The sequence below is a fragment of the Moorena sp. SIO1G6 genome, from assembly GCF_010672795.1.
In the GTDB taxonomy this organism is placed as follows: domain Bacteria; phylum Cyanobacteriota; class Cyanobacteriia; order Cyanobacteriales; family Coleofasciculaceae; genus Moorena; species Moorena producens.
The window spans coordinates 56,002-76,144 of record NZ_JAAHFZ010000005.1 but is presented as its reverse complement, the minus strand read 5'-3'; the positions used below and the strand labels follow the sequence as shown (position 1 = coordinate 76,144).

General features: G+C 44.9%; 11 protein-coding genes. 10 read left to right on the top strand and 1 reads right to left on the bottom strand.

From position 1 onward, the window contains the following. Nucleotides 1-206 precede the first annotated feature (206 nt). Together F6K63_RS06635 and F6K63_RS06630 are read left to right on the top strand one after the other, a co-directional pair. Nucleotides 207-2,810: a UvrD-helicase domain-containing protein gene (locus F6K63_RS06635; protein WP_287311352.1), complete on the top strand. Its 2,604-nt coding sequence runs from the start codon at nucleotides 207-209 to the stop codon at nucleotides 2,808-2,810. Nucleotides 2,811-3,226: 416 nt separating this feature from the next. Then, nucleotides 3,227-3,928 carry a choice-of-anchor E domain-containing protein gene (locus F6K63_RS06630; RefSeq protein WP_287311350.1) on the top strand — a complete coding sequence of 234 codons (702 nt, stop codon included), beginning with the start codon at nucleotides 3,227-3,229 and terminating at the stop codon, nucleotides 3,926-3,928. A 313-nt stretch (nucleotides 3,929-4,241) separates the two neighbouring features. Here the strand turns inward: F6K63_RS06630 and F6K63_RS06625 are convergent, their stop codons facing one another. Continuing rightward, nucleotides 4,242-5,699, bottom strand: coding sequence for a dolichyl-phosphate-mannose--protein mannosyltransferase (locus F6K63_RS06625; protein ID WP_287311348.1), 1,458 nt, complete (start codon nucleotides 5,697-5,699; stop codon nucleotides 4,242-4,244). Between F6K63_RS06625 and F6K63_RS06620 the strand changes: the two genes are divergently transcribed. The 8 genes from F6K63_RS06620 to aroB all read left to right on the top strand — a co-directional run bounded on the left by F6K63_RS06620 (nucleotide 5,635) and on the right by aroB (nucleotide 20,074). Beyond that, nucleotides 5,635-5,799 carry a hypothetical protein gene (locus F6K63_RS06620; protein ID WP_287311474.1) on the top strand — a complete coding sequence of 55 codons (165 nt, stop codon included), beginning with the start codon at nucleotides 5,635-5,637 and terminating at the stop codon, nucleotides 5,797-5,799. The two genes, F6K63_RS06625 and F6K63_RS06620, sit on opposite strands and share 65 nt — an antisense overlap. Before the next feature lie 1,149 nt (nucleotides 5,800-6,948). Next, nucleotides 6,949-7,488 carry a hypothetical protein gene (locus F6K63_RS06615; RefSeq protein ID WP_009149351.1) on the top strand — a complete coding sequence of 180 codons (540 nt, stop codon included), beginning with the start codon at nucleotides 6,949-6,951 and terminating at the stop codon, nucleotides 7,486-7,488. A gap of 191 nt (nucleotides 7,489-7,679) precedes the next feature. Further along, complete coding sequence (locus F6K63_RS06610; protein ID WP_287311346.1) at nucleotides 7,680-8,555, top strand: PEP-CTERM sorting domain-containing protein; 876 nt, start codon at nucleotides 7,680-7,682, stop codon at nucleotides 8,553-8,555. A 1,068-nt stretch (nucleotides 8,556-9,623) separates the two neighbouring features. Continuing rightward, on the top strand, nucleotides 9,624-10,355 hold the full coding sequence (locus F6K63_RS06605; RefSeq protein WP_009149356.1) for a peptidylprolyl isomerase: 732 nt from the start codon (nucleotides 9,624-9,626) through the stop codon (nucleotides 10,353-10,355). Nucleotides 10,356-10,806: 451 nt separating this feature from the next. Next, complete coding sequence (locus F6K63_RS06600; RefSeq protein WP_009149359.1) at nucleotides 10,807-13,785, top strand: peptidase domain-containing ABC transporter; 2,979 nt, start codon at nucleotides 10,807-10,809, stop codon at nucleotides 13,783-13,785. A gap of 426 nt (nucleotides 13,786-14,211) precedes the next feature. Beyond that, nucleotides 14,212-15,834 (top strand): beta-barrel domain-containing protein, encoded by a 1,623-nt coding sequence (locus F6K63_RS06595; RefSeq protein ID WP_287294475.1) that lies wholly within the window; start codon nucleotides 14,212-14,214, stop codon nucleotides 15,832-15,834. 564 nt (nucleotides 15,835-16,398) lie between these two features. Then, nucleotides 16,399-18,786 carry an ATP-dependent Clp protease ATP-binding subunit gene (locus F6K63_RS06590; RefSeq protein WP_287294474.1) on the top strand — a complete coding sequence of 796 codons (2,388 nt, stop codon included), beginning with the start codon at nucleotides 16,399-16,401 and terminating at the stop codon, nucleotides 18,784-18,786. A gap of 163 nt (nucleotides 18,787-18,949) precedes the next feature. Further along, on the top strand, nucleotides 18,950-20,074 hold the full coding sequence (aroB, locus tag F6K63_RS06585) for a 3-dehydroquinate synthase (RefSeq protein WP_287311344.1): 1,125 nt from the start codon (nucleotides 18,950-18,952) through the stop codon (nucleotides 20,072-20,074). Nucleotides 20,075-20,143 lie beyond the last annotated feature (69 nt).

The window sequence follows — 20,143 nt, the reverse complement described above, 5'->3', positions numbered from 1 at the left end:
CGTAATTACTAATCACTCTAACAATAAATGAATAATCATTAAGCTACTCTAAGATCTCAGTGCCCTGTGAAAATCTGTCCCTACTCCCGAGGTCTAATGGTTGAATGAGCAACCAGGGTAAACCTTAAGGGATAGCGGTTTGCAACCTGGGCTAATTACAATACCAAAAAATAACCAAAAAATAGTCAGTTGCAGCAAATCTCAACATGTCAGAGGATACAGATACCAAGTCAGACTCAGGGCAAACCCCGCTCTCCGCTTGGCGTGCCCAAGAACTACAACGACTCCGCAATAGTTTAAGAAGGGGACAACAACCGATGGCCGAGTGGCAAGGGGGAACCTTAGCGGTTTCTGCTGTCCCTGGTGCTGGTAAATCTACTGGCATGGCAAAAGCTGCAGCAATTGCGATCGCAAATTACCAACTCCATAGCAGATATCAATTGCTGGTAGTCACCTTCACTCGCTCTGCCGCTGCCAGTATAAGAGCTAAAATCCGCGATGACCTAAAAACCCTTAAGGTCCCACAAAATAGTTTTGTAGTCTATACCTTACATGGTTTAGCCCTCTACATTGCTAACCGTCATCCAGAATTATCGGGATTGAATCTAGACAGTAGTACTCTAGTAACTCCAAATCAAAGTCATCGCTTAATCCGTGCTTGTGTGGAACAGTGGATTGCTAATTATCCACGCCGGTATCTGACCTTGCTCGAAGGTCGAAGCTTTGATGGAGAAGAAACAGAACGGTTGCGCCGACAATCCGTATTGCGAACGGAAGTTTTACCTAACCTGGCCTACACCGTTATCCATGAAGCCAAAAGTTCTGGATTATTACCAGCAGATTTGTGGCACCTCAGTGAACAGACAACCGATGAATATGGGATATTAGCGATCGCAGCAGGACTGTATCAACAGTATCAAACCATAGTGCGATCGCGTGAATTCATCGACTACGACGACATGATTCTAGCTGCGCTGAGAGTGCTAGAAAACGATGCCATCCGTCAGCTCTGGCAAAATCAATTTTTTGCCGTCTTTGAAGACGAAGCCCAAGATTCCACACCCTTACAATACCGACTCTTGCAAACCCTAGCCACATTGCCAGCTACTTCCGAACCAAACCTTCAACCTTCAACCTCCCAACCTTCAACCTCCCAACCTTCAACCTCCCAACCTTCAACCTCCCAACCTTCAACCTCTCAACCTTCAACCTTCCAACCTTCAACCTCCCAACCTTCAACCTCCCAACCTTCAACCTCCCAACCTTCAACCTCCCAACCTTCAACCTCTCAACCTTCAACCTTCCAACCTTCAACCTCCCAACCTTCAACCTCCCAACCTTCAACCTCCCAACACCATACCCTAAATCTGATCCGAGTTGGAGACCCCAATCAAGCCATTAACTCTACCTTTACCCCAGCTGACCCAATTTATTTCAATTGGTTTTGCCAAGAATGTCAGGGAATAGGACGTTTAGCCACCATGGATCAAGCGGGTCGCAGTAGCCAGGTTATCATCAATGCTGCCAACTTTATCGTGAATTGGGTCAATAGCACCTATGGCAGCAAAAACTCTACCGAAACAGTACCACAGCCAGACTCTATCCCCCAAACCCAACCGTCTCCCGAGCTACCCTTTCGTCCTCAAACCATTCGTCGAGTAGATGCCAATGACCCTCAACCGGATGCCAACCCAAATCCAGAAGGGAGAGGTTTAGAACTTTACACTCCTAAAGACATTTACCACACAGTCGAGCTGATTGGAAAGCGAGTAGTGGAGCTATTTGCCAAAAACCAAAACCATAACGCTGCTGTGTTAGTACGGGAGAATCGACAAGGGAGCTTTGTGGTGGAACAACTGGAGTATCTTAAACGCCAGCATGAGATTGAAGTGTATGATGTCCAAAAACGCGATCGCGAATCCCACGTTCCCAGTCAAATCCTAACACTGCTGCAATTTCTCGACCGTCCCCATTCTCCGGATTACCTAAAAGCTGCCCTAGATGTCTTGGTAAAACGTCAGTTAATTCCCACCCAAGACCTCAATGCTCTATCCACCTATCCCGAACAATTCCTCTATCCTGGTCCATTGGACCCACCCCAGACAAAAGCAGTTATCAAAGCTCGCCGCTACTGCTGTGATTTACTGCGTGCTCGTTTAGAACTCCCCAATTATCACCTAATTTCCTTCCTGGCTCAGACCTTAAACTATGACCAATCCGAGCTAGCCACAGCAGATAAATTAGCCGAACGGATAGCAAAACAGACCTTTGGCAACAGTTCTATCAGTGAAACTCTAGCAGTACTTCAGGAAATCGTTAGCTCAGAACGTTTTGAACCTGTAGACCCAGACAATACAGACTCCCCTTATCTGCGTTCCCATCAACTGACTGTGATCACCATGCACAAAGCCAAAGGATTAGACTGGGACTATGTTTTCTTGCCCTTTCTCCATGAAGACACCCTTCCAGGTAATCCGTGGGTACCTACTGCCGCTCAGTTTTTGGGAGAATTTACCCTAGCAGAAGTAGCCAGAGCTCAAATTCGTGCCTATCTTCACGGTAAACCCTTACCCATGGCACCCGAGGCTTGGGAACAAGCCGCACAGCTTAAGACTGCTGAAGAATTCCGCTTGCTCTATGTAGCCATGACCCGAGCTAAACGGTTGCTGTGGATGGCCGCCGCCGATTTGGGACCATTTCGGTGGAATACCTTTAGTGGTAAAGGAGATAACTTGCAGCAGAAGAAACCCTGTCCAGTATTGCCAGCATTGAATGCTCAGTTTCCAAATTCTTTAATGGTTAATGATTAATGGTTAATGGTTAATGGTTAATGGTTAATGATTAATGGTTAATGATTAATTTAACACTGACAATTTTTAAGTTTAAATTTACCGATTAACAAAAATACAGGGACTATTTTGTAAGTGATTAATGGGACTTTATCTATAGCAATGGCTGCTCAATTATTGACAAATTAAAGGGACTAATAATTGCTCAAATATTTATGTGACAAGCTAAATTATTACCTGTTCCCTGTTCCCTGTTCCCTGTTCCCTGTTCCCTGTTCCCTTTTCCCTGAGCACAGCGCTATAACACAAATAATAAAAAAATAAATCAGAAAATATTCGGATAAAAAATATTTGACAAGGCCATAAATACCAAAAAATAAAATTGCCATTCACCAAAAAAATAATTAATTTGTAAATGAAGATTGAATTTCATATCAATGAAAACCAAATATCTGATTTGCTTAGCTACTGTTTCTGTCTTAACCAGTATTGTGGCAACTACTACTGCAGCTAGGAGTGCCACGATCGTTCAATCCGCTTCAGTGCCACTGATGCCGACAAATATCAATGACGAGCCTCTCACACCTGTTATCAACCCCTTCGACACCAGTCTCGGTACCCTTGATGCCGTAACCATAGAATTTAACGGGCTAATGTCAGGAGACGCACGGAGCGAAAGCCTAGACGCAAAGCCAGCAACTCTGACTTGGAATCTGGAAGGCTTATTCACATTGGTCGGAGCAAATAATACAACCCTGTTCACACAGACAGCAACAGTAAGAGATTCAGCCGTTGTCGCTGCCTATGATGGCACATTAGATTTCCAGGGCGAGTCTGCAGTTTCATTCATCGGACTAACAGCTAATGTATCTGGTGAGAAGACATTCACAAATGGTTCCGTATTTAATGCATTCCTGGGCACTCAACCCGTAGACTTTTTCTTCTCTGCGGAAACCATATCGATTGTTAACGGAACCGCTAATATACTCAATGCGATCGCAACAAAAGCCGCAGCCGATGTTACGGTTACTTACGACTACACACGAACACCAGAGCCAGTACCAGAAGCCTCGAGTCTCCTTGGCTTAGGTTTAGTCGCAGGACTAAAACTGTTCTGGAAACGAAAGGAATATTGTTAATTGTTAATATCCAATTTTAAATTGCTTTAAGTGATAGCTTTTAAAGCTACTTATTTTAAGGCTGTTTCGGTTTCCTTAGATCTGATCAAGAAATCATCGATATAACGTTTTCAGCCGGTCTAATTATTGAATACTTGATGGTTTTTGATTTGAAGTCTTTTCCTAATATCATGCAGGAATTGCTCAGCCCTATCTTGGTTTCTGTCATTTTTATTTACTAGCCACAGGCGGCAAAAGAAATGCTGAACAACTTCCCACTCCTCATTATCTAAAACATCAATAGGTGCTGAACCCTGATAGTAATAAGTTTTCCCTAAATCCAGGAGCGGAACCACATCCGCAACTGATACCCTGACTCAGACAAAGGTAGACCTAAGTAAATTGGTAACCAGAATATAAAAGCTAGTACAACTACCAAGATTACGGTGACACCAGCACTACGATACTGGTTTTGCTCACTGTGTAGCCAGCGGTCAACTAGCCAAGCTAGTGCTAATCCTGAAAACACTGAAGCTCCCATATAATGATAAAGAAACGTGCAGCGAGTCACTTTCGTCCAGGGCAATAGGTTAGCGGCGTAGTTTACGATCAAATAGAGGGTAATCCAGGTATAGGAGGTTGGTATGGATTTCCAGCCCACCCCTTCGATGATGCGTTGGGTTAACAGCAGCAACAGCAACAAAATTGCTGTAGTCGAGAGCCACCATAGGAAAGGATTGCCCATGGCATGGACATCATAGATTAAATTGCTCCCACCAGCCGATAAGGGGGAGTCAGTGGAAACAGCCTCAGGGGTGTGACTAGCAGTCTGATAAAAGTAAGCAACCGGACGCCACATTAACAGCCAACTATACCACCGGGAACAGTAAGGATGGACGTCAGTGCCACTGCCGACATTTTGATGGAAGGTTAAAATTTTGACTTGAGACTCCCAGAATCCAGGGGTAGGATTCATCAGTAAGTGAGGAATCCACAGGAGGCTGTAGGTGAGAGCTGGTAAAATTACCAAGTTCAGCAGGATGTGCCCGACATTCAGTTGGGTCAGGTGTTGTAATGGATGGCTTAACGATGGTATGGGACGAGTACGGGTTGTCTGCCCAAAATAGGTTCTAAATAATTGCCATACCCAAGCGACAGCCCATACTATATAAATACCTAACAAAAACCACAAGCCATTCCACTTAATCGCTGCGGAAGCACCAAAAAAGACACCAGATAAGATTAGCATCAGCCAGCGTTTTGTAGCCTGATGATTCAGAGCTAGCAGAAAAAACAACTGACCCAGTAATCCCAAGATCACTAAATATATATTGTTCAGGGCATAGCGGGATTCTACCAGGAATAAACCATCAGTAGCTGCGAACAGAGCAGCAATCAAGGCATAGCTGCGACGTCGATTGAGTTGATAAGCCAGAGCTGCCACTACGATCGGAATCAAAGAACCAGTCAGGGCATTCAGCCATCGGTAACTCCAGGTAGAGCGTAACGAACCAGTCAGGTCGTTAACTGTATCCTGTCCAAAGGGGAGGTGAGAGCCAATCCAGATGCCAATGGCAATGATGTACTGACTTAGGGGAGGATGGGGATTGAAAAAGGAAGTACCGGTTAAGTAGTTATTGGCAAATATAGCGTAGTAAACTTCATCGAATACTAGGCGATTAAATCGACCCAGTCCCCAAAATCGCAGGGCGAGTGACAGTAAAACAATGGCAGTCATGCCAATGCTAAACCAGGGGATAGACGAATCAGACGGCTTTTTTGGCAAAATCATCACCATCGAGGCTTGGGTTATCGGTCAATGGCACACTAGACTTCGCGGCAGTTGTCGGGAACAGGGAACAGCGGATCTGGGAACAGTGGACAAGAATTGACGCAAACACTAATTAGAAAAATACTTTTGCAAGAGGTCTACTCAATCTGGAGTAGAGGAGACCTTGATCAGAAATTCTTTTCTGGGGGAAGAGCGGGAAGAGAGATAAGAGTGGAAAGACAACACTGCCCTTTTATCCCCCTTGTCTGCCTTCCCTAATTCCGAAAGTATAACAGGACTTACGCACAGACTCCATGGGTATGGTTGTCAAGGTTTTGCAAACCCTACAGGTAGCGTTAAATTGAGGTATTTGCGTAAGTCCTATATAAAATATGCCAATTAAATGCACACTAGCTTAATAACCTGTAAGCTGATCACCTACAACCTGTAACTTATATAGCACTACCCATTAAGATGTTTGACATTGTCTTGATGCAATAGCGAGTGGGGGAAACCACGGCAGTCGCTCATGGGGGGGACCCCCAAGACCGCGCTGCCTCCCCAAGACCGTAATGGTGCGTTTGACCTTGGCGAATTAAATTCGCCACGGGTCGCACCTCTGCATCGCTTCTAAACTCCGAAACCTAGTCAATGCTTACTTTTGACTTCTGACTTCTCACTTGAGACTTGCGCGTAGCGCTATACCTGCTCAGCATCTGTAGCTCGGATAAATGAAATTGGTACACCTTATCCCTCTTATACCTTTTGTAGTTTTTAGGATTTTAAACCCTTTAAAGGTTTTGCACGCTTATCCTCCCTTCGTTTCTCCCTCGTGCCTATACAATTGTGATATAACCAAAAAAATTATCAGACAAGTATTCCGGATTTTCCTCTAACTGGATTGAAAAATTAATAATAGGCATCACCACTTGACCTTTCATTATTATTATCAAATTGCTTCACAATTTTCACACAAAGTCTCACTAAACTTAAACTATTGATAAAGATTATGAATGAAAAATATTTTTAGTATTAAACCAGAGTTAACATTCCAAAAAAATCGTTATAATTTAGCAGGTTTTTATGGACAAATAGAAAAATATATTTTTCTCCTTTAGGAGAGTAATTCCTGGGTGTGCTGCCACTCTAAACCCTCAGTAGCAGAGGCATATTTTTATCGTTAATAGAGAAAAATATGCCTCTGCTAATGACTTAAAATTCAAGGATTCAAACAATCAAAACCCACAGAGTTAGCACATACTAAACACTTATGAGTACCAGAGATACTAATCAAATAAATGGCAGAAACAGTAATCAAATAAATGACACAGAGATTAATCAAATAAATGGCACAGAGCACGATGACGACCTCCGAGGTAGCGATGAACAAGTTGTACGAGATGAGATCTACGGCCAAGGGGGTGCTGACAGTCTATTCGGAGGTCCCGGAGGTGACTATATCAACCCTGGTATTGATAATTCTGCTGATGTGATCTGGTATAAGACGTTTTCCGAGAGGACGGACCTGATCGAAAACTTCGATCCCAACGATGAAGATATTGTGGTTCTAACCTCTGGTTTCTTTTGGGATCTTGTTGAAGAATACGGTTTGAATTCAGATGCCAATGTTGACGATTGGTTGAAAATTGAGTTGGAAATTGATCAGTTTGGTTCACATGCTCTTATTAAAGTAGATCGAGATGGTCTTCAAGGCAACACCCCCTTCAGAACATTAGCTACCCTGAAAAATGTTGATCCAAACGATCTAACTATAGATATTCAAGAAGATGGCGATTTTATCATCGGATGATTAACCACAGGTGATTTAGGATTGTCAAGATCAGCTTCGAGGTTACGTGTGGAACCAATCAGCAATCCGGTCAGTCTTCAACCCAAGACTGTCAGATGGGTTTCCAGCGTCTACTCGGACAAAATATCCACTTTGGAACTGGGAAGCATCTACCCATGACTAATCTCTAGTTCTCAACAAAGATAATAAATATGTTTCAGCTTAAAAACCACAAGTGCTTCTCTTTGAGAACAGGTATTGTCAGCCTGATCGGTGTGGCCAGTTTATTGGATACTAATCCTGCCTCAGCTGCCATCATCACTAATGGTAGTTTTGAAAACGATTTTACGGGCTGGGAAACATTGGGTAGTGCTTCTGTGCGCACCGCAGGTTTTGGTAGTAAACCTACTGACGGCAGTTTCTATGCCCAGCTAGATACATTCCTTCCCCAGGAAAAAGAGAACTTCCTGGAGCTAGCCAATTTTCTAGAGCTGAACATTACAGCGCTGGATAATCTGGGCGCGGGAAAGGGGGAGGTGTTTGAAGGATCAGCAATCAGAACTACCTTTACAGCCGTTGCAGGAGATGTGCTTAATTTCGATTACAACTTCCTCACAGATGATTACGGTTCCGAATATTTTAATGACTTCGCTTTTGTGGGAATTTCCGGTCAGGTGAGTGGTTTGGCTGATACGTTCTCAGTATTAGCTGATTCCATGACACCTTTTGTGAATGAAACTGGTTTTAGCAGGTACTCTCAGACAATTGCTGCTTCTGGAACCTACACCTTCACCATAGGTGTGACAGATGTTGGGGATGGTGCTTTTGATTCAGGACTACTAATCGATAATGTCAATGTAGTCAGACTGGAACCAACTGATCCCCCCTCCGTTCCAACACCAACTGATCCCCCCTCCGTTCCAACACCAACTGATCCCCCCTCCGTTCCAACACCAACTGATCCCACCTCCGTTCCAGAACCAACCTCTATATTGGCGTTAATAGCCATCGGGGCTTTAGGGGTGAGAAGTCAGTTGAACAAACACAAAAAAAAGTGTGAGGGAACTACTAAAACACTGCACAGCTAATTGGGAGACCCGCGAAAAATGGACTAAAGACTCTGACCAATGAACTAGAGCGATAAGGAGCGAGTGTTGGTTCGGAGTAATTCTAATCATGACAGAACGCCATGGGCGATTTCTATTCTGCAATAGTTACGCTTCACGCCTATCCCAACGGCAGGAAAATCTCTTAGCTTAGACTAATTACCTTAGACTAACAAAGTTACAAACAAAGTTACACATGCTCTAAAATCCGAATTATGTTATTATGAAATGATACCGATTAGGCTAATCAGTGAACAACGTAAAATCAATCTCCGCAACAAGTAATAGCTCGTTGCTCTAGGGCTTGTGCTCCTCGTGTTGTTATTTCAGGTCCAATGAGCAGAACTTTATCGCAAACCCAAATCTTTTGAAAACTTAATATATAGTCAACCCAAGTGGCGAGTACTCAGCTATAGCGCTACGCTTAGCGTCAGAAGTTAGAAGTCAGCAAGGTTCGAAGTAGGCGATTACTTACGTTTCGGAGTTTAGGAATGTCAAACATCATATGTAGTGCTATATCAGCGGTCAGCCCAGTTGCTTAGAACTGACCCTCAACCAATAACCAAACGCTCCGTGGGCAATGCACAATCAACGGCCTTACTGAACTAAGCAATGAGATCAAGTAGTGTGGTATCAGTAGTCAGTTACCCAGTACCCATTACCAATTAGCTATTATAGCGCTACGCGCAAGTCTCAAGTGAGAAGTCAGAAGTCAAAAGTAAGCATTGACTAGGTTTCGGAGTTTAGAAGCGATGCAGAGGTGCGACCCGTGGCGAATTGAATTCGCCAACGGAAAGCGCACCATTACGGTCTTGGGGAGGCAGCGCGGTCTTGGGGGTCCCCCCCATGAGCGACTGCCGTGGTTTCCCCCACTCGCTATTGCATCAAGACAATGTCAAACATCTTAATGGGTAGTGCTATACCAATACCCTATTTTCGTGAATGTGGAAAAACTGTACTGTTGAAGCTTGAAAATTAGGAATTATAATATACGGTGGGTAATATCTCCATCCTATCCACCTAGCGCTACCACAAAGCCAAACATTTCTTATGGGGACAACTACAGTTTTACGAATAGGCGATCGCGTCATTAGTGCAGAAGAAATTGTTCCCCTGCTAGCTGGTTACCAATTGCTGCCACCGTTAATCCGTGAGATTATCATTGACGAGGCAGTGGCTACCGCAAGCTGCACACCAGAGGAGAAGGCTCAAGCCTATCAGCAGTTCTTGGAAAAAAATCAGCTCATTGACGAGACGGCTAAACAGGCTTGGCTAAAGCAGCGTGGTATGAATCCAGCTCAATTAGAAGCCCTAGCGGTACGAAGTATTCTGATTGAGAAATACAAACAACAAACCTGGAGTCACAAACTGGAATCTTATTTTCTGGAGAGGAAGGGACAATTAGACCGGGTGATTTATTCCCTGATTCGGACTAAAGACCCAGGGGTAGCCCAAGAAATATATTTCCGGATTCAAGAAGGAGAAGAGTCTTTTGCTGACCTAGCCAGGGAATATTCCCAAGGACCAGAAGCTCAGACTGGCGGATTAATCGGTCCGGTTGAACTGAGCGTACCTCACCCCGCCTTAGCCCAAATGCTTCGCCTGAGCCAACCCGGACAACTGTTCCCACCGACACGCTTGGGAGAATGGCTGTTAATCGTGCGTTTGGAGAAGTTTATGCCAGCCCAGTTAGATGATTCGATGCGCCAGCGACTACTGAATGAATGTTTCAGCACCTGGCTAAGTGAGCAACTGAATCAGCAATTAGCGGCGCTAGATTAACGACTTGACTTTCTAATGAAACTAAACTCAAGAAACTAAATAGATGGCTAAAATTCCGGATTTGGGGGAAAATAGGCGGGATTTGGCTAATAGTTTGGGCTAACCGCGCCAGATGGGGAAGATTCCGAAAAACCCCTCTAGCTTGGGGATATGGTAATCCTGAAGCTGTGCCGTGGCTAAATGATCAGTAGTCTATGGTGTACGGTAAAATTTTTGTTCTTTAAGGCTAGTCTCAATAGACTTTGCCTGATTCCATCATAGCATAGCCAACTAGTTACATTTCTTGATGGAAGCGCTAAGCAATTCCTAGGGTGCGTTACAGAGTCTTTACATAAAAGACAGACCTACTATGCTTAGCATATCCTAATAAATACCCCATTAGAAGCTGTTATCAAATTTAATTAAGCTAACTAATCTCAAATTTAAGCTAAGTAATCTCCTAAGAGGCTCAATGACCTATACAACAACAATTCAAGAGTTTCTAGCTGGTATTTCTCCGTTCAATAAATTGTCAAGGACAGCACTGCAAAAACTGTCCACGAGTTGCCAACTGTTGCGCTACCGCATGGGTCAGACAATTGTGGTCAGGGATAAAATGCCAGGCCAAATCTCGATTTTATTCCAAGGAAAAGCCCGTCTCATCGGCTATGACCAACGCCGTCAAACCCCCACAACCCTCAAATTACTACAACCAGGAGCGATTATTGGCTGGGTCAGTTTGGTCAGGGGCATACCCTGTGAAACTGCGATCGCATCGGTGGAAGCGGTTTGTGTCACCATCAATGCGGCTGACTTCTTAGGGCTGCTAGATACAGAAAAATCTTTCTCAGATGCCTTCAAAGCCCGTTGTGGTCTAGTGGAAATCTTTGATCTTTTGGGAACAGAGTTGGGGCGTCGGGCTGAGGCAGAGACTGACCTCAAAGCACTTGCCCTGTTAGCCTGGTCAGACGCTTTAGTTTATAACCTGCCTCGGGGCAAGCAAATGTCAAGCCAACTCGACCCCAATCGAGTATGGTTTGTGAGTGGGGGAGCAGCCGCCAATTTACCAGTAGGGTCTTGTCTGAGTTCAGAAGCATTGTCTAGCTTACAGGTCAATGGTCATGGTGCAACGCGCTTGGTGGGAATTCCAGAAGCTATTTTCTCTGAGCAAACCGCCAATGACTCGGAAACCCTGGCTGAGCCTACCGATACAATTCCCAGTATACCTCAAGACGATATTCCCCAGGCTCCAGACCGACCGGATCAAGCTCCCGAGACGATTTACACTGGCCAGACTACTCCTACAAAATTCCCCTTTATACGGGGTAAAGGAGCAGTGCAGGAATCCTTGGCTTGTTTCCAAATGCTGAGTAAGTACTTTAAAATTCCTTTCCGGCGAGATAGTATACGGAAGGTGCTAAAAAACCAGCATGCTCGCACCGGTCAAATCTCCCTTCAGCACTGTGGTGCAGTGGCAGAACTGATGGGATTAACTGCCCAACTCGCAACAGTACCAGCTAACGCTATCAAACGTTTACCTACCCCAGCCATGCTGTTGTGGCACGATAGCTTAGCTATTCTCTATGAAGCCAGTGAACGGCAAATAGTGCTGGCGGTGCCACAGCTGGGAATTCAACGGCTTAAACCCAAAGATTTTGAAGAAAACTGGGGAGAAGGCGGGCAGGTACTTCTGTTAAAACCTACCAAAGACACCCCTACCCAGCGGTTTGGTCTGAGTTGGTTTTGGCCTTCTATCGTTCGTTACCGCAAGGTATTGACGGAAGTTTTAATTGCTTCTTTCTTTGTCCAACTGTTGGGTCTAGCCTATCCCTTGATTATCCGGGTACTCATTGACAAAGTGATATCCCAAAACAGTACCGATACCTTGCAAGTACTGGGAATTTTACTGTTGGTGGTGTCGGTTTTTGAGGGGGTTTTAATCACCCTGCGTACCTACCTGTTTGTAGATACGACCAACCGTATCGATATGGCTCTCGGTTCCGAGATTATCGACCACCTGTTGCGCTTACCGTTAAATTATTTCGAGAAACGACCCGTTGGGGAGTTGTCCACTCGGATCAATGAGCTAGAAAATATCCGCCAGTTTTTGACCGGGACAGCCCTAACCGTGGTGTTAGATTCAGTCTTTTCTGTAATCTACATCGTGGTCATGTTCCTCTTTAGTTGGGTGCTGACCCTGGTGACTTTGTCAGTAATCCCTTTGTTCATGCTCCTGACCCTGATCGTTTCCCCAATTGTCCGGCAACAGCTACGCAATAAAGCGGAACGGAATGCTCAAACCCAATCCTATCTAGTGGAGGTATTATCTGGCATTTCCACCGTTAAAGCCCAGAATATTGAATTGCGATCGCGTTGGAAATGGCAAGAGAAATATGCGCGCTATGTTAGTGAAGGCTTCAAGAATGTGCTAACCTCTACCGCTGCTAGTTCTATGAGCACCTTCTTGAACAAACTCTCGGGTTTACTTGTGCTTTGGGTAGGGGTCTATCTAGTACTAGATGGACAATTAAGCTTAGGGGGGTTGATTGCCTTTCGGATTATTGGGGGCTACGTTACCAGTCCCTTGCTGCGTTTAGCCCAACTTTGGCAAAACTTCCAGTCTACAGCCCTATCTCTCGAACGCCTCAGTGACATTGTCGATACACCCAAAGAAGTGGCTGAAGCAGACCAGGGTAATATCCCCTTGCCCTCTATCACGGGAGACATTCGCTATGAAAATCTCTCCTTCCGCTTTGCCAAGAGTGGACCAATGCAACTGAATAACATTAACGTCGAGATTCCAGCTGGTTCATTTGTAGGGATTGTGGGGCAAAGTGGTTCCGGTAAGAGTACCATGACCAAACTTTTGGCTAGACTCTATGGTCCAGAGTCCGGTCGCATCATTGTCGATGGTTACGATATCTCGAAAGTCGAACTCTATTCCCTGCGGCGTCAGATTGGGATTGTGCCTCAGGAAACCCTCTTGTTTGAGGGAACCGTTCAAGAGAATATTGCTCTGACCAATCCTGATGCAGACAGTGAGGAAATTATTCAGGCAGCAAAGATAGCAGTGGCCCACGATTTTATCATGGAATTGCCTTTGGGTTACAATAGCAGCGTTGGCGAAAGGGGTTCAGGTCTTTCCGGGGGACAACGACAGCGTATTGCGATCGCCAGAACGATTTTGCAATCACCCCAGTTAATGATATTAGATGAAGCCACCAGCGCCCTCGATTATGACACCGAGCGGCAAGTGTGTTTAAATCTAGCGGAAGCTTTTCAACAAAGCACGGTATTGTTCATTACCCACCGCCTAGGAACCATTCGCAACGCTGATATCATTTTGATGATGGATCGGGGTTCAATAGTAGAGCAAGGTACTCATGATGAACTGATGGCTCAGAAAGGTCGTTACTATTGCCTCTACATGCAACAAGATGCTCAAATGTAGCTATGAAGGGTGAAGGGTGAAGGATTAACCATGAAGGGTTAAGCATTAAGGATTAAGGGTGAAGGATTAAGTGTGTATTGTCTCGGTATTTGCTATTTGGTTTAACCCTTGGTATCGGATAGACTAGGCTCAAGGATAAAAAAATACTAGTGGTCGGGTAGTTGGTTTTACAGAGGCTATCAAGTGAGAGCGAGAAGTTTTGGCTAACTCCCCCTAAAGTAAGTGATAAAAATGATCAATGAGTCAGTTTTTTATTAGTTACTAAATTTAATTATTCAACCAGATAATTATCTTAACATTCCGAGAAAATCCTTCATTCTTTATTATTTATCCTTCATTCTTTATTATTTATCCTTCATTATTTATTATTTATCCTTCATTATTCATCCTTTCCGAAGTATTAACGAATAGCAGGAGCTAATAACTATGAGCCCATATAATGGCAATGGTAATGGCAATGGTAATGGCAATGGTTCCAAACCAAATCCAAAAATAAACTTAGGTTCTGTGGGTACTATTAGCAAAATGGCAGTTCCTCAAGACACCAGGGACAGACGTCGTGCTTCTAATAGTCACCTCGAATTCGACCAGCCGGTTATTCTAGAACAATCGCCCCATTGGTCTCATGCCATTCTCTGGGCACTGTTGAGTCTAACAACTTTTGGTATGGTGTGGGCTTACTTTGCCAAAATTGACTATGCCGTTCCCGCTCGGGGCAAGCTAGAGCCACAAGGTGCGGTTAAAGAAGTCCAAGCTCCTGTGGGTGGAGTGGTGACAAAAATTCATATTAAGGAAGGAGAGCCGGTTAAAGAAGGGCAATTGCTCCTTTCGTTTGAGCCCAAGGCTACTCAGGCTCAACTCACGTCTCTCAATAAACGCCGTGCTACCTTAATCAGAGAAAACCAGTTTTATCAGGCTGCAATTAGTAATCCTAATTATCCACCTGTACCACCACCAGGTATGGATATACAACTGTCCTCACAACTGCCTTCTCTGATCGCTAGTCGAAACACGCTACTGTCAGAAATTGGACTTTATCGCGCTCAACTTAGTGGAGGTTCTTCTAGGGCTAATCTTAACCCTGAACAACGAATTCGTTTACAATATGGTACTGCTGCACTTGACGCTCGGATCGCTGAACTTGAGAGTAGAATTGGCTCCCTAGAGGAACAGCTGAAACAGAATCAGATTCAACTTGCCAATGGCCGAGACATCCTAACAGTTGAGGAGGGTATTCTGACAGACCTCAGACCCCTGTATGAACAAGGGGGCTTTTCTAAGATTCAGTTCTTGAGGCAGCAAAATGAGGTCAAAAATCGCCAAACTGAGGTAAACGCTAGGATTGAAGAAGAAAAACGCTTGCAAAAAGAAATTGCTGGGGTCAGAGCGAATCTACTCAGTACCATTGCGTCTTCTCAACGAGAACTGGCTGATTTGATGGCCCAGAATAAAGAAAGAATTGATAGCATAAACACCCAAATAGCTAGCATTATCAGTCAATTAAACCAACGCATTGTTGATAACAATAAGCAGATGGCAGAAATTGATAGCCAGTTGCAGCAGGCTCAACTAACCCTAAGCTATCAAGAACTACGAGCTCCTGTTGATGGAACAGTCTTTGATTTGCAACCCTCAACTCCTGGTTTTGTTGCCAATACCACTCAGCCAGTGCTCAAAATTGTTCCCGGTAGCTCTCTGATTGCTAAGGTATATCTTACCAACCGAGACATCGGGTTTGTGGATGAAGGTATGGAAACCGAAGTCAGAGTTGACTCTTTTCCCTTTAGTGAGTTTGGTGATGTAAAAGGTGAGGTACTATCTATTGGTTCTGATGCCCTACCACCGGATCCTGCGGAACTGCGTCAAGACTATACTTTCCCTGCCAAAATTAAATTGGATAAACAGTTCATTCAAGCTTATGGCAAAGAAGTGCAATTGCAATCGGGTATGTCTATCAGTGCCAATATCCGGGTGCGTAAACGAACAGTGATGAGTATTTTCACCGAGATGTTTTTGGATAAGACTGAAAGCTTGACCAAAATGCGTTAGCTATCAGCTATCAGCTATCAGCTATCAGCTATCAGCTATCAGCTATCAGCTATCAGCTATCAGCTCTCAGCTCTCAGCTCTCAGCTCTCAGCTCTCAGCTATCAGCTATCAGCTATCAGCTATCAGCTATCAGCTATCAGCTCTCAGCTATCAGCTATCAGCTATCAGCTATCAGTTTTGTGGCACAGGCTTCTAGCCTGTGCCACAAAGCTGTTCCCGTAGCGTGGCCAACGGCCAAGGGCAAATCCCCACACTTTTCTCGAACTATTAAATTCTCCCGTTCAAGGTTTATTTTAAATAAGCTGATGGCACCTCAAGTAGCTTGCGCGTAGCGCATATGCTGACAGCTGAATGCTGACGGCTGAATGCTTACATGTTTCCCTACCTAAGCGATCGCTCTAGGTGTTGGTTGTTGCTATTGGCGGCAACCACTCCTCAAGATTACGGTTCTACCGACTGCTGAGTTTAAGCACAGATGGGTACATTGATGGAAGTAAAGTACATAAAACTTTACACCAGGGTGATCTCTCACCCACTGCTTAAATTCGGTAAGGTGAACCGGGGATGTTTGAACATTTTACAGATAAAGCGATCAAATCCATCATGCTGGCTCAGGAGGAAACCCGTCGCTTGGGACACAGCCTCGTAGGAACTGAGCAATTGCTGTTGGGTTTGATTGCACAACGAACAGCTGTGGCAGCCAGAGTGCTGAGGGATTTTGGTGTTACCCTCGAAGATGCTCGCTACTCGGTGGAAAACACTGTGGGTAGGGGTTCGAGAATGTTTAGCTCAGAACTCCCTTTCACCCCCAAAGCCAAAGAAGTTTTTCAGCAATCTTTCCAGGAAGCTAAGCAACTTGGACACAACTACATCGATACTGAACATTTGTTGCTAGCTATCATTCAAGACAGGAACAGCGTTGCGACTCAAGTACTGGTAAACCTGGGTGTAGACCTAACAGAATTACGCACCCATGTCATTAGTACGATAGCAGAATTAACAGCAGCAACGACTGCTAAGGGACAAGGTTCCTCGTTTATAGGGAATACTCAAAACCAGAAAGCTACCTTAGAAGAATTTGGGACTAATCTGACCAAGTTAGCTGCAGAGGGCAAACTGGATCCGGTGGTTGGTCGTCAGCAGGAAATCGAGCGGGTGGTGCAGATTTTAGGTCGTCGTAGCAAGAATAACCCGATATTACTGGGGGAACCTGGAGTTGGGAAAACTGCGATCGCAGAAGGTCTAGCCCAACGGATTGTATCTCAAGATGTTCCAGACCTGTTGGCAGACAAACAAGTGATTAGCCTAGATATGGCTTTATTGGTTTCTGGTACTCGCTTCCGGGGAGACTTTGAAGAACGGCTCAAGCAGGTTGTGTCTGAAGTCCAGGAATCTGGGAATATTATCCTAGTAATTGACGAAATTCACACCTTAGTCGGTGCAGGCTCCTTAGAAGGGGGTATGGATGCGGCTAATCTCCTTAAGCCTGCTCTAGCTAGAGGTGAACTCCAGTGTTTGGGAGCTACTACTCTGGATGAATACCGCAAGTATATTGAGAAAGACGCAGCACTAGAACGTCGTTTCCAGCCAGTCATGGTCTCGGAACCCTCTGTAGAGGATACCATTGACATACTCCATGGTTTGCGCTCAACCTACGAGGAGTATCACAAAGTCCAGATTTCCGACCAAGCGTTACTGGCTGCAGCTCAATTGTCAGACCGCTATATCTCGGACCGCTATTTACCCGACAAAGCCATTGACCTGATTGACGAAGCTGGGAGTCGGGTTCACTTGATGCACTCAAAACCTTCCTCAAGGGCTAGAGCAGAATCAGAGTGGGAGAGTGAGGGAATTGAAGGTAAGTTATCCCCATCCCCAACTATTCCGATTGTGGATCAAGAACACATTGCTCAGATTGTAGGGTCTTGGACTGGGATACCGGTCAATAAACTGACGGAATCTGAATCAGCTCTGCTGCTGCACTTGGAAGAAACCTTGCACGAGCGGATCATTGGTCAAGACGAAGCTGTTACTGCTGTGTCTCGGGCAATTCGTCGGGCAAGAGTTGGATTAAAGGATCCCAATCGACCGATTGCTAGCTTTATCTTCTCTGGTCCGACTGGAGTTGGTAAGACAGAACTGGCTAAATCTTTGGCTTCCTACCTGTTTGGGTCAGAAGACAAGATGATTCGTCTTGACATGTCGGAATATATGGAACGCCACACTGTTTCCAAGCTCATTGGTTCTCCCCCAGGGTTTGTGGGTTACGACGAAGGTGGTCAACTTACTGAAGCTGTCCGACGCCAGCCTTACTCGGTGGTACTATTTGACGAAATCGAGAAAGCTCACCCTGACGTTTTCAATGTACTGTTGCAACTGTTAGATGATGGTCGCTTAACCGATGCTAGAGGTCGTACTGTAGATTTCAAGAACACAATATTAATCATGACCTCCAACATCGGTTCTAAAGTGATTGAAAAAGGAGGTAGTGTTTTTGGCTTTGAGTCGTCAAAAACCTATGAGGAGTCTAGGTACAACCAGATCCGCACTCAGGTCAATGAAAATCTGAAAGACTATTTCCGTCCTGAGTTCCTCAACCGCCTTGACGATATAATTGTCTTCCGTCAGCTCAAGAAGAATGAAGTTAAGGAAATTGCGGAAATTCTGCTTCAGGAAATCTCTAGCTCTATACAAGAGAAAGGAATTATCCTGGAAGTCACAGAGGCTTTCAAGGACCACTTAGTCAAAGCAGGCTACGAACCGAGCTATGGTGCTAGACCTCTACGACGGGCAATTATGAGCCTGTTAGAAGATAGCTTAGCCGAAGCCATGCTATCTGGTCAGATTCAAGAGGGGGATACAGCAGTTGTTGATGTGGATGATCACGGTCAGGTCACCGTATTATCTGCAAACGCCCAAAAGAGGCTGCGGCAACCAGTTGGGGTTTGCTAGTGCCAAGGAATGATGCCAAATTTCGTTAAAGCCTGGACTTTAAAGGCTGGATCTGTAGAGGGGTTGCCTGCAATCCCTCTAACATATATCTACATCTACTATAAAAGATACAAAAAGTAGATATATACAGCGCCATAGTTAACCAGGAAAAAGGCTCCTCCTCATGAAGTTAGTTATTCCCGTTGCTCTACCAGAACATTCCTATGATATTGCGATCGCACAACACCTTCCTGATGGCAAGATGACCACAGGTGGCTTAGATGATATTGGGGTTTGGATGAGCCGTCTACAGTTGGGTAAAAAAGTTTTAGTGGTATCTAATCCAGCAATTTTCCGAAGATATGGGGAAAGAGCGATCGCAGCCTTGGAGTTAGTGGGATATCAGGTATCTAGCCTCACCCTGCCTGCTGGTGAACGATACAAAACTGTCAAATCTATCCAAAAGATCTATGATGTTGCCCTAGAAAACCGCCTAGAACGCTCCTCGACTCTAGTGGCATTGGGCGGTGGGGTAATTGGGGATATGACAGGATTTGCAGCTGCTACTTGGCTAAGGGGAATTAATTTCGTCCAGGTCCCCACATCGCTGTTGGCCATGGTTGATGCTTCAGTTGGTGGCAAAACTGGGGTCAATCACCCCAAGGGCAAAAACTTGATTGGTGCCTTCCATCAACCACGATTTGTCTTAATTGACCCCTCGGTCTTAAAAACATTGCCAGCCCGAGAATTGCGAGCAGGGATGGCAGAAGTGATTAAGTATGGGATTATCTGGGATGAAGAGCTATTTGTGAAACTAGAGGAATCAAAGCGACTTGACCAATTGCGTTACCTGAAGAAGGATTTATTAGAAACAATTCTCTCTCGGTCTTGTCAAGCTAAAGCAGATGTGGTCAGTCAGGATGAGAAAGAAGCTGGGATCAGAGCAATTTTGAACTATGGTCACACCATTGGTCATGCCGTAGAAAGCTTAACAGGCTACAAGTTAGTGAATCATGGGGAAGCGGTAGGGATTGGAATGGTAGCGGCAGGCCAGATTGCTGTGGGACTCCAGATGTGGCAGCCAGAAGAGGCCGAACGCCAGGATGCTTTAATCAAAAAAGCTGGACTACCTACTCAGTTACCCAGTGGGCTAGATATTGATGCGATTATTGATACCCTGCAAACGGATAAGAAAGTAAAAGAGGGTAAGGTAAGATTTGTTTTGCCTACCAAGATTGGTGAAGTAACCTTGACAGATCAGGTGCCAACTGATCTGATTAGGGAGGTGCTTAGGCAAATGCAGCTATAGCAAAGGGAATCGGGAGTGGGGAATCGGGAATCGGGAATCGGGAATCGGGAGTGGGGAATCGGGAATCGG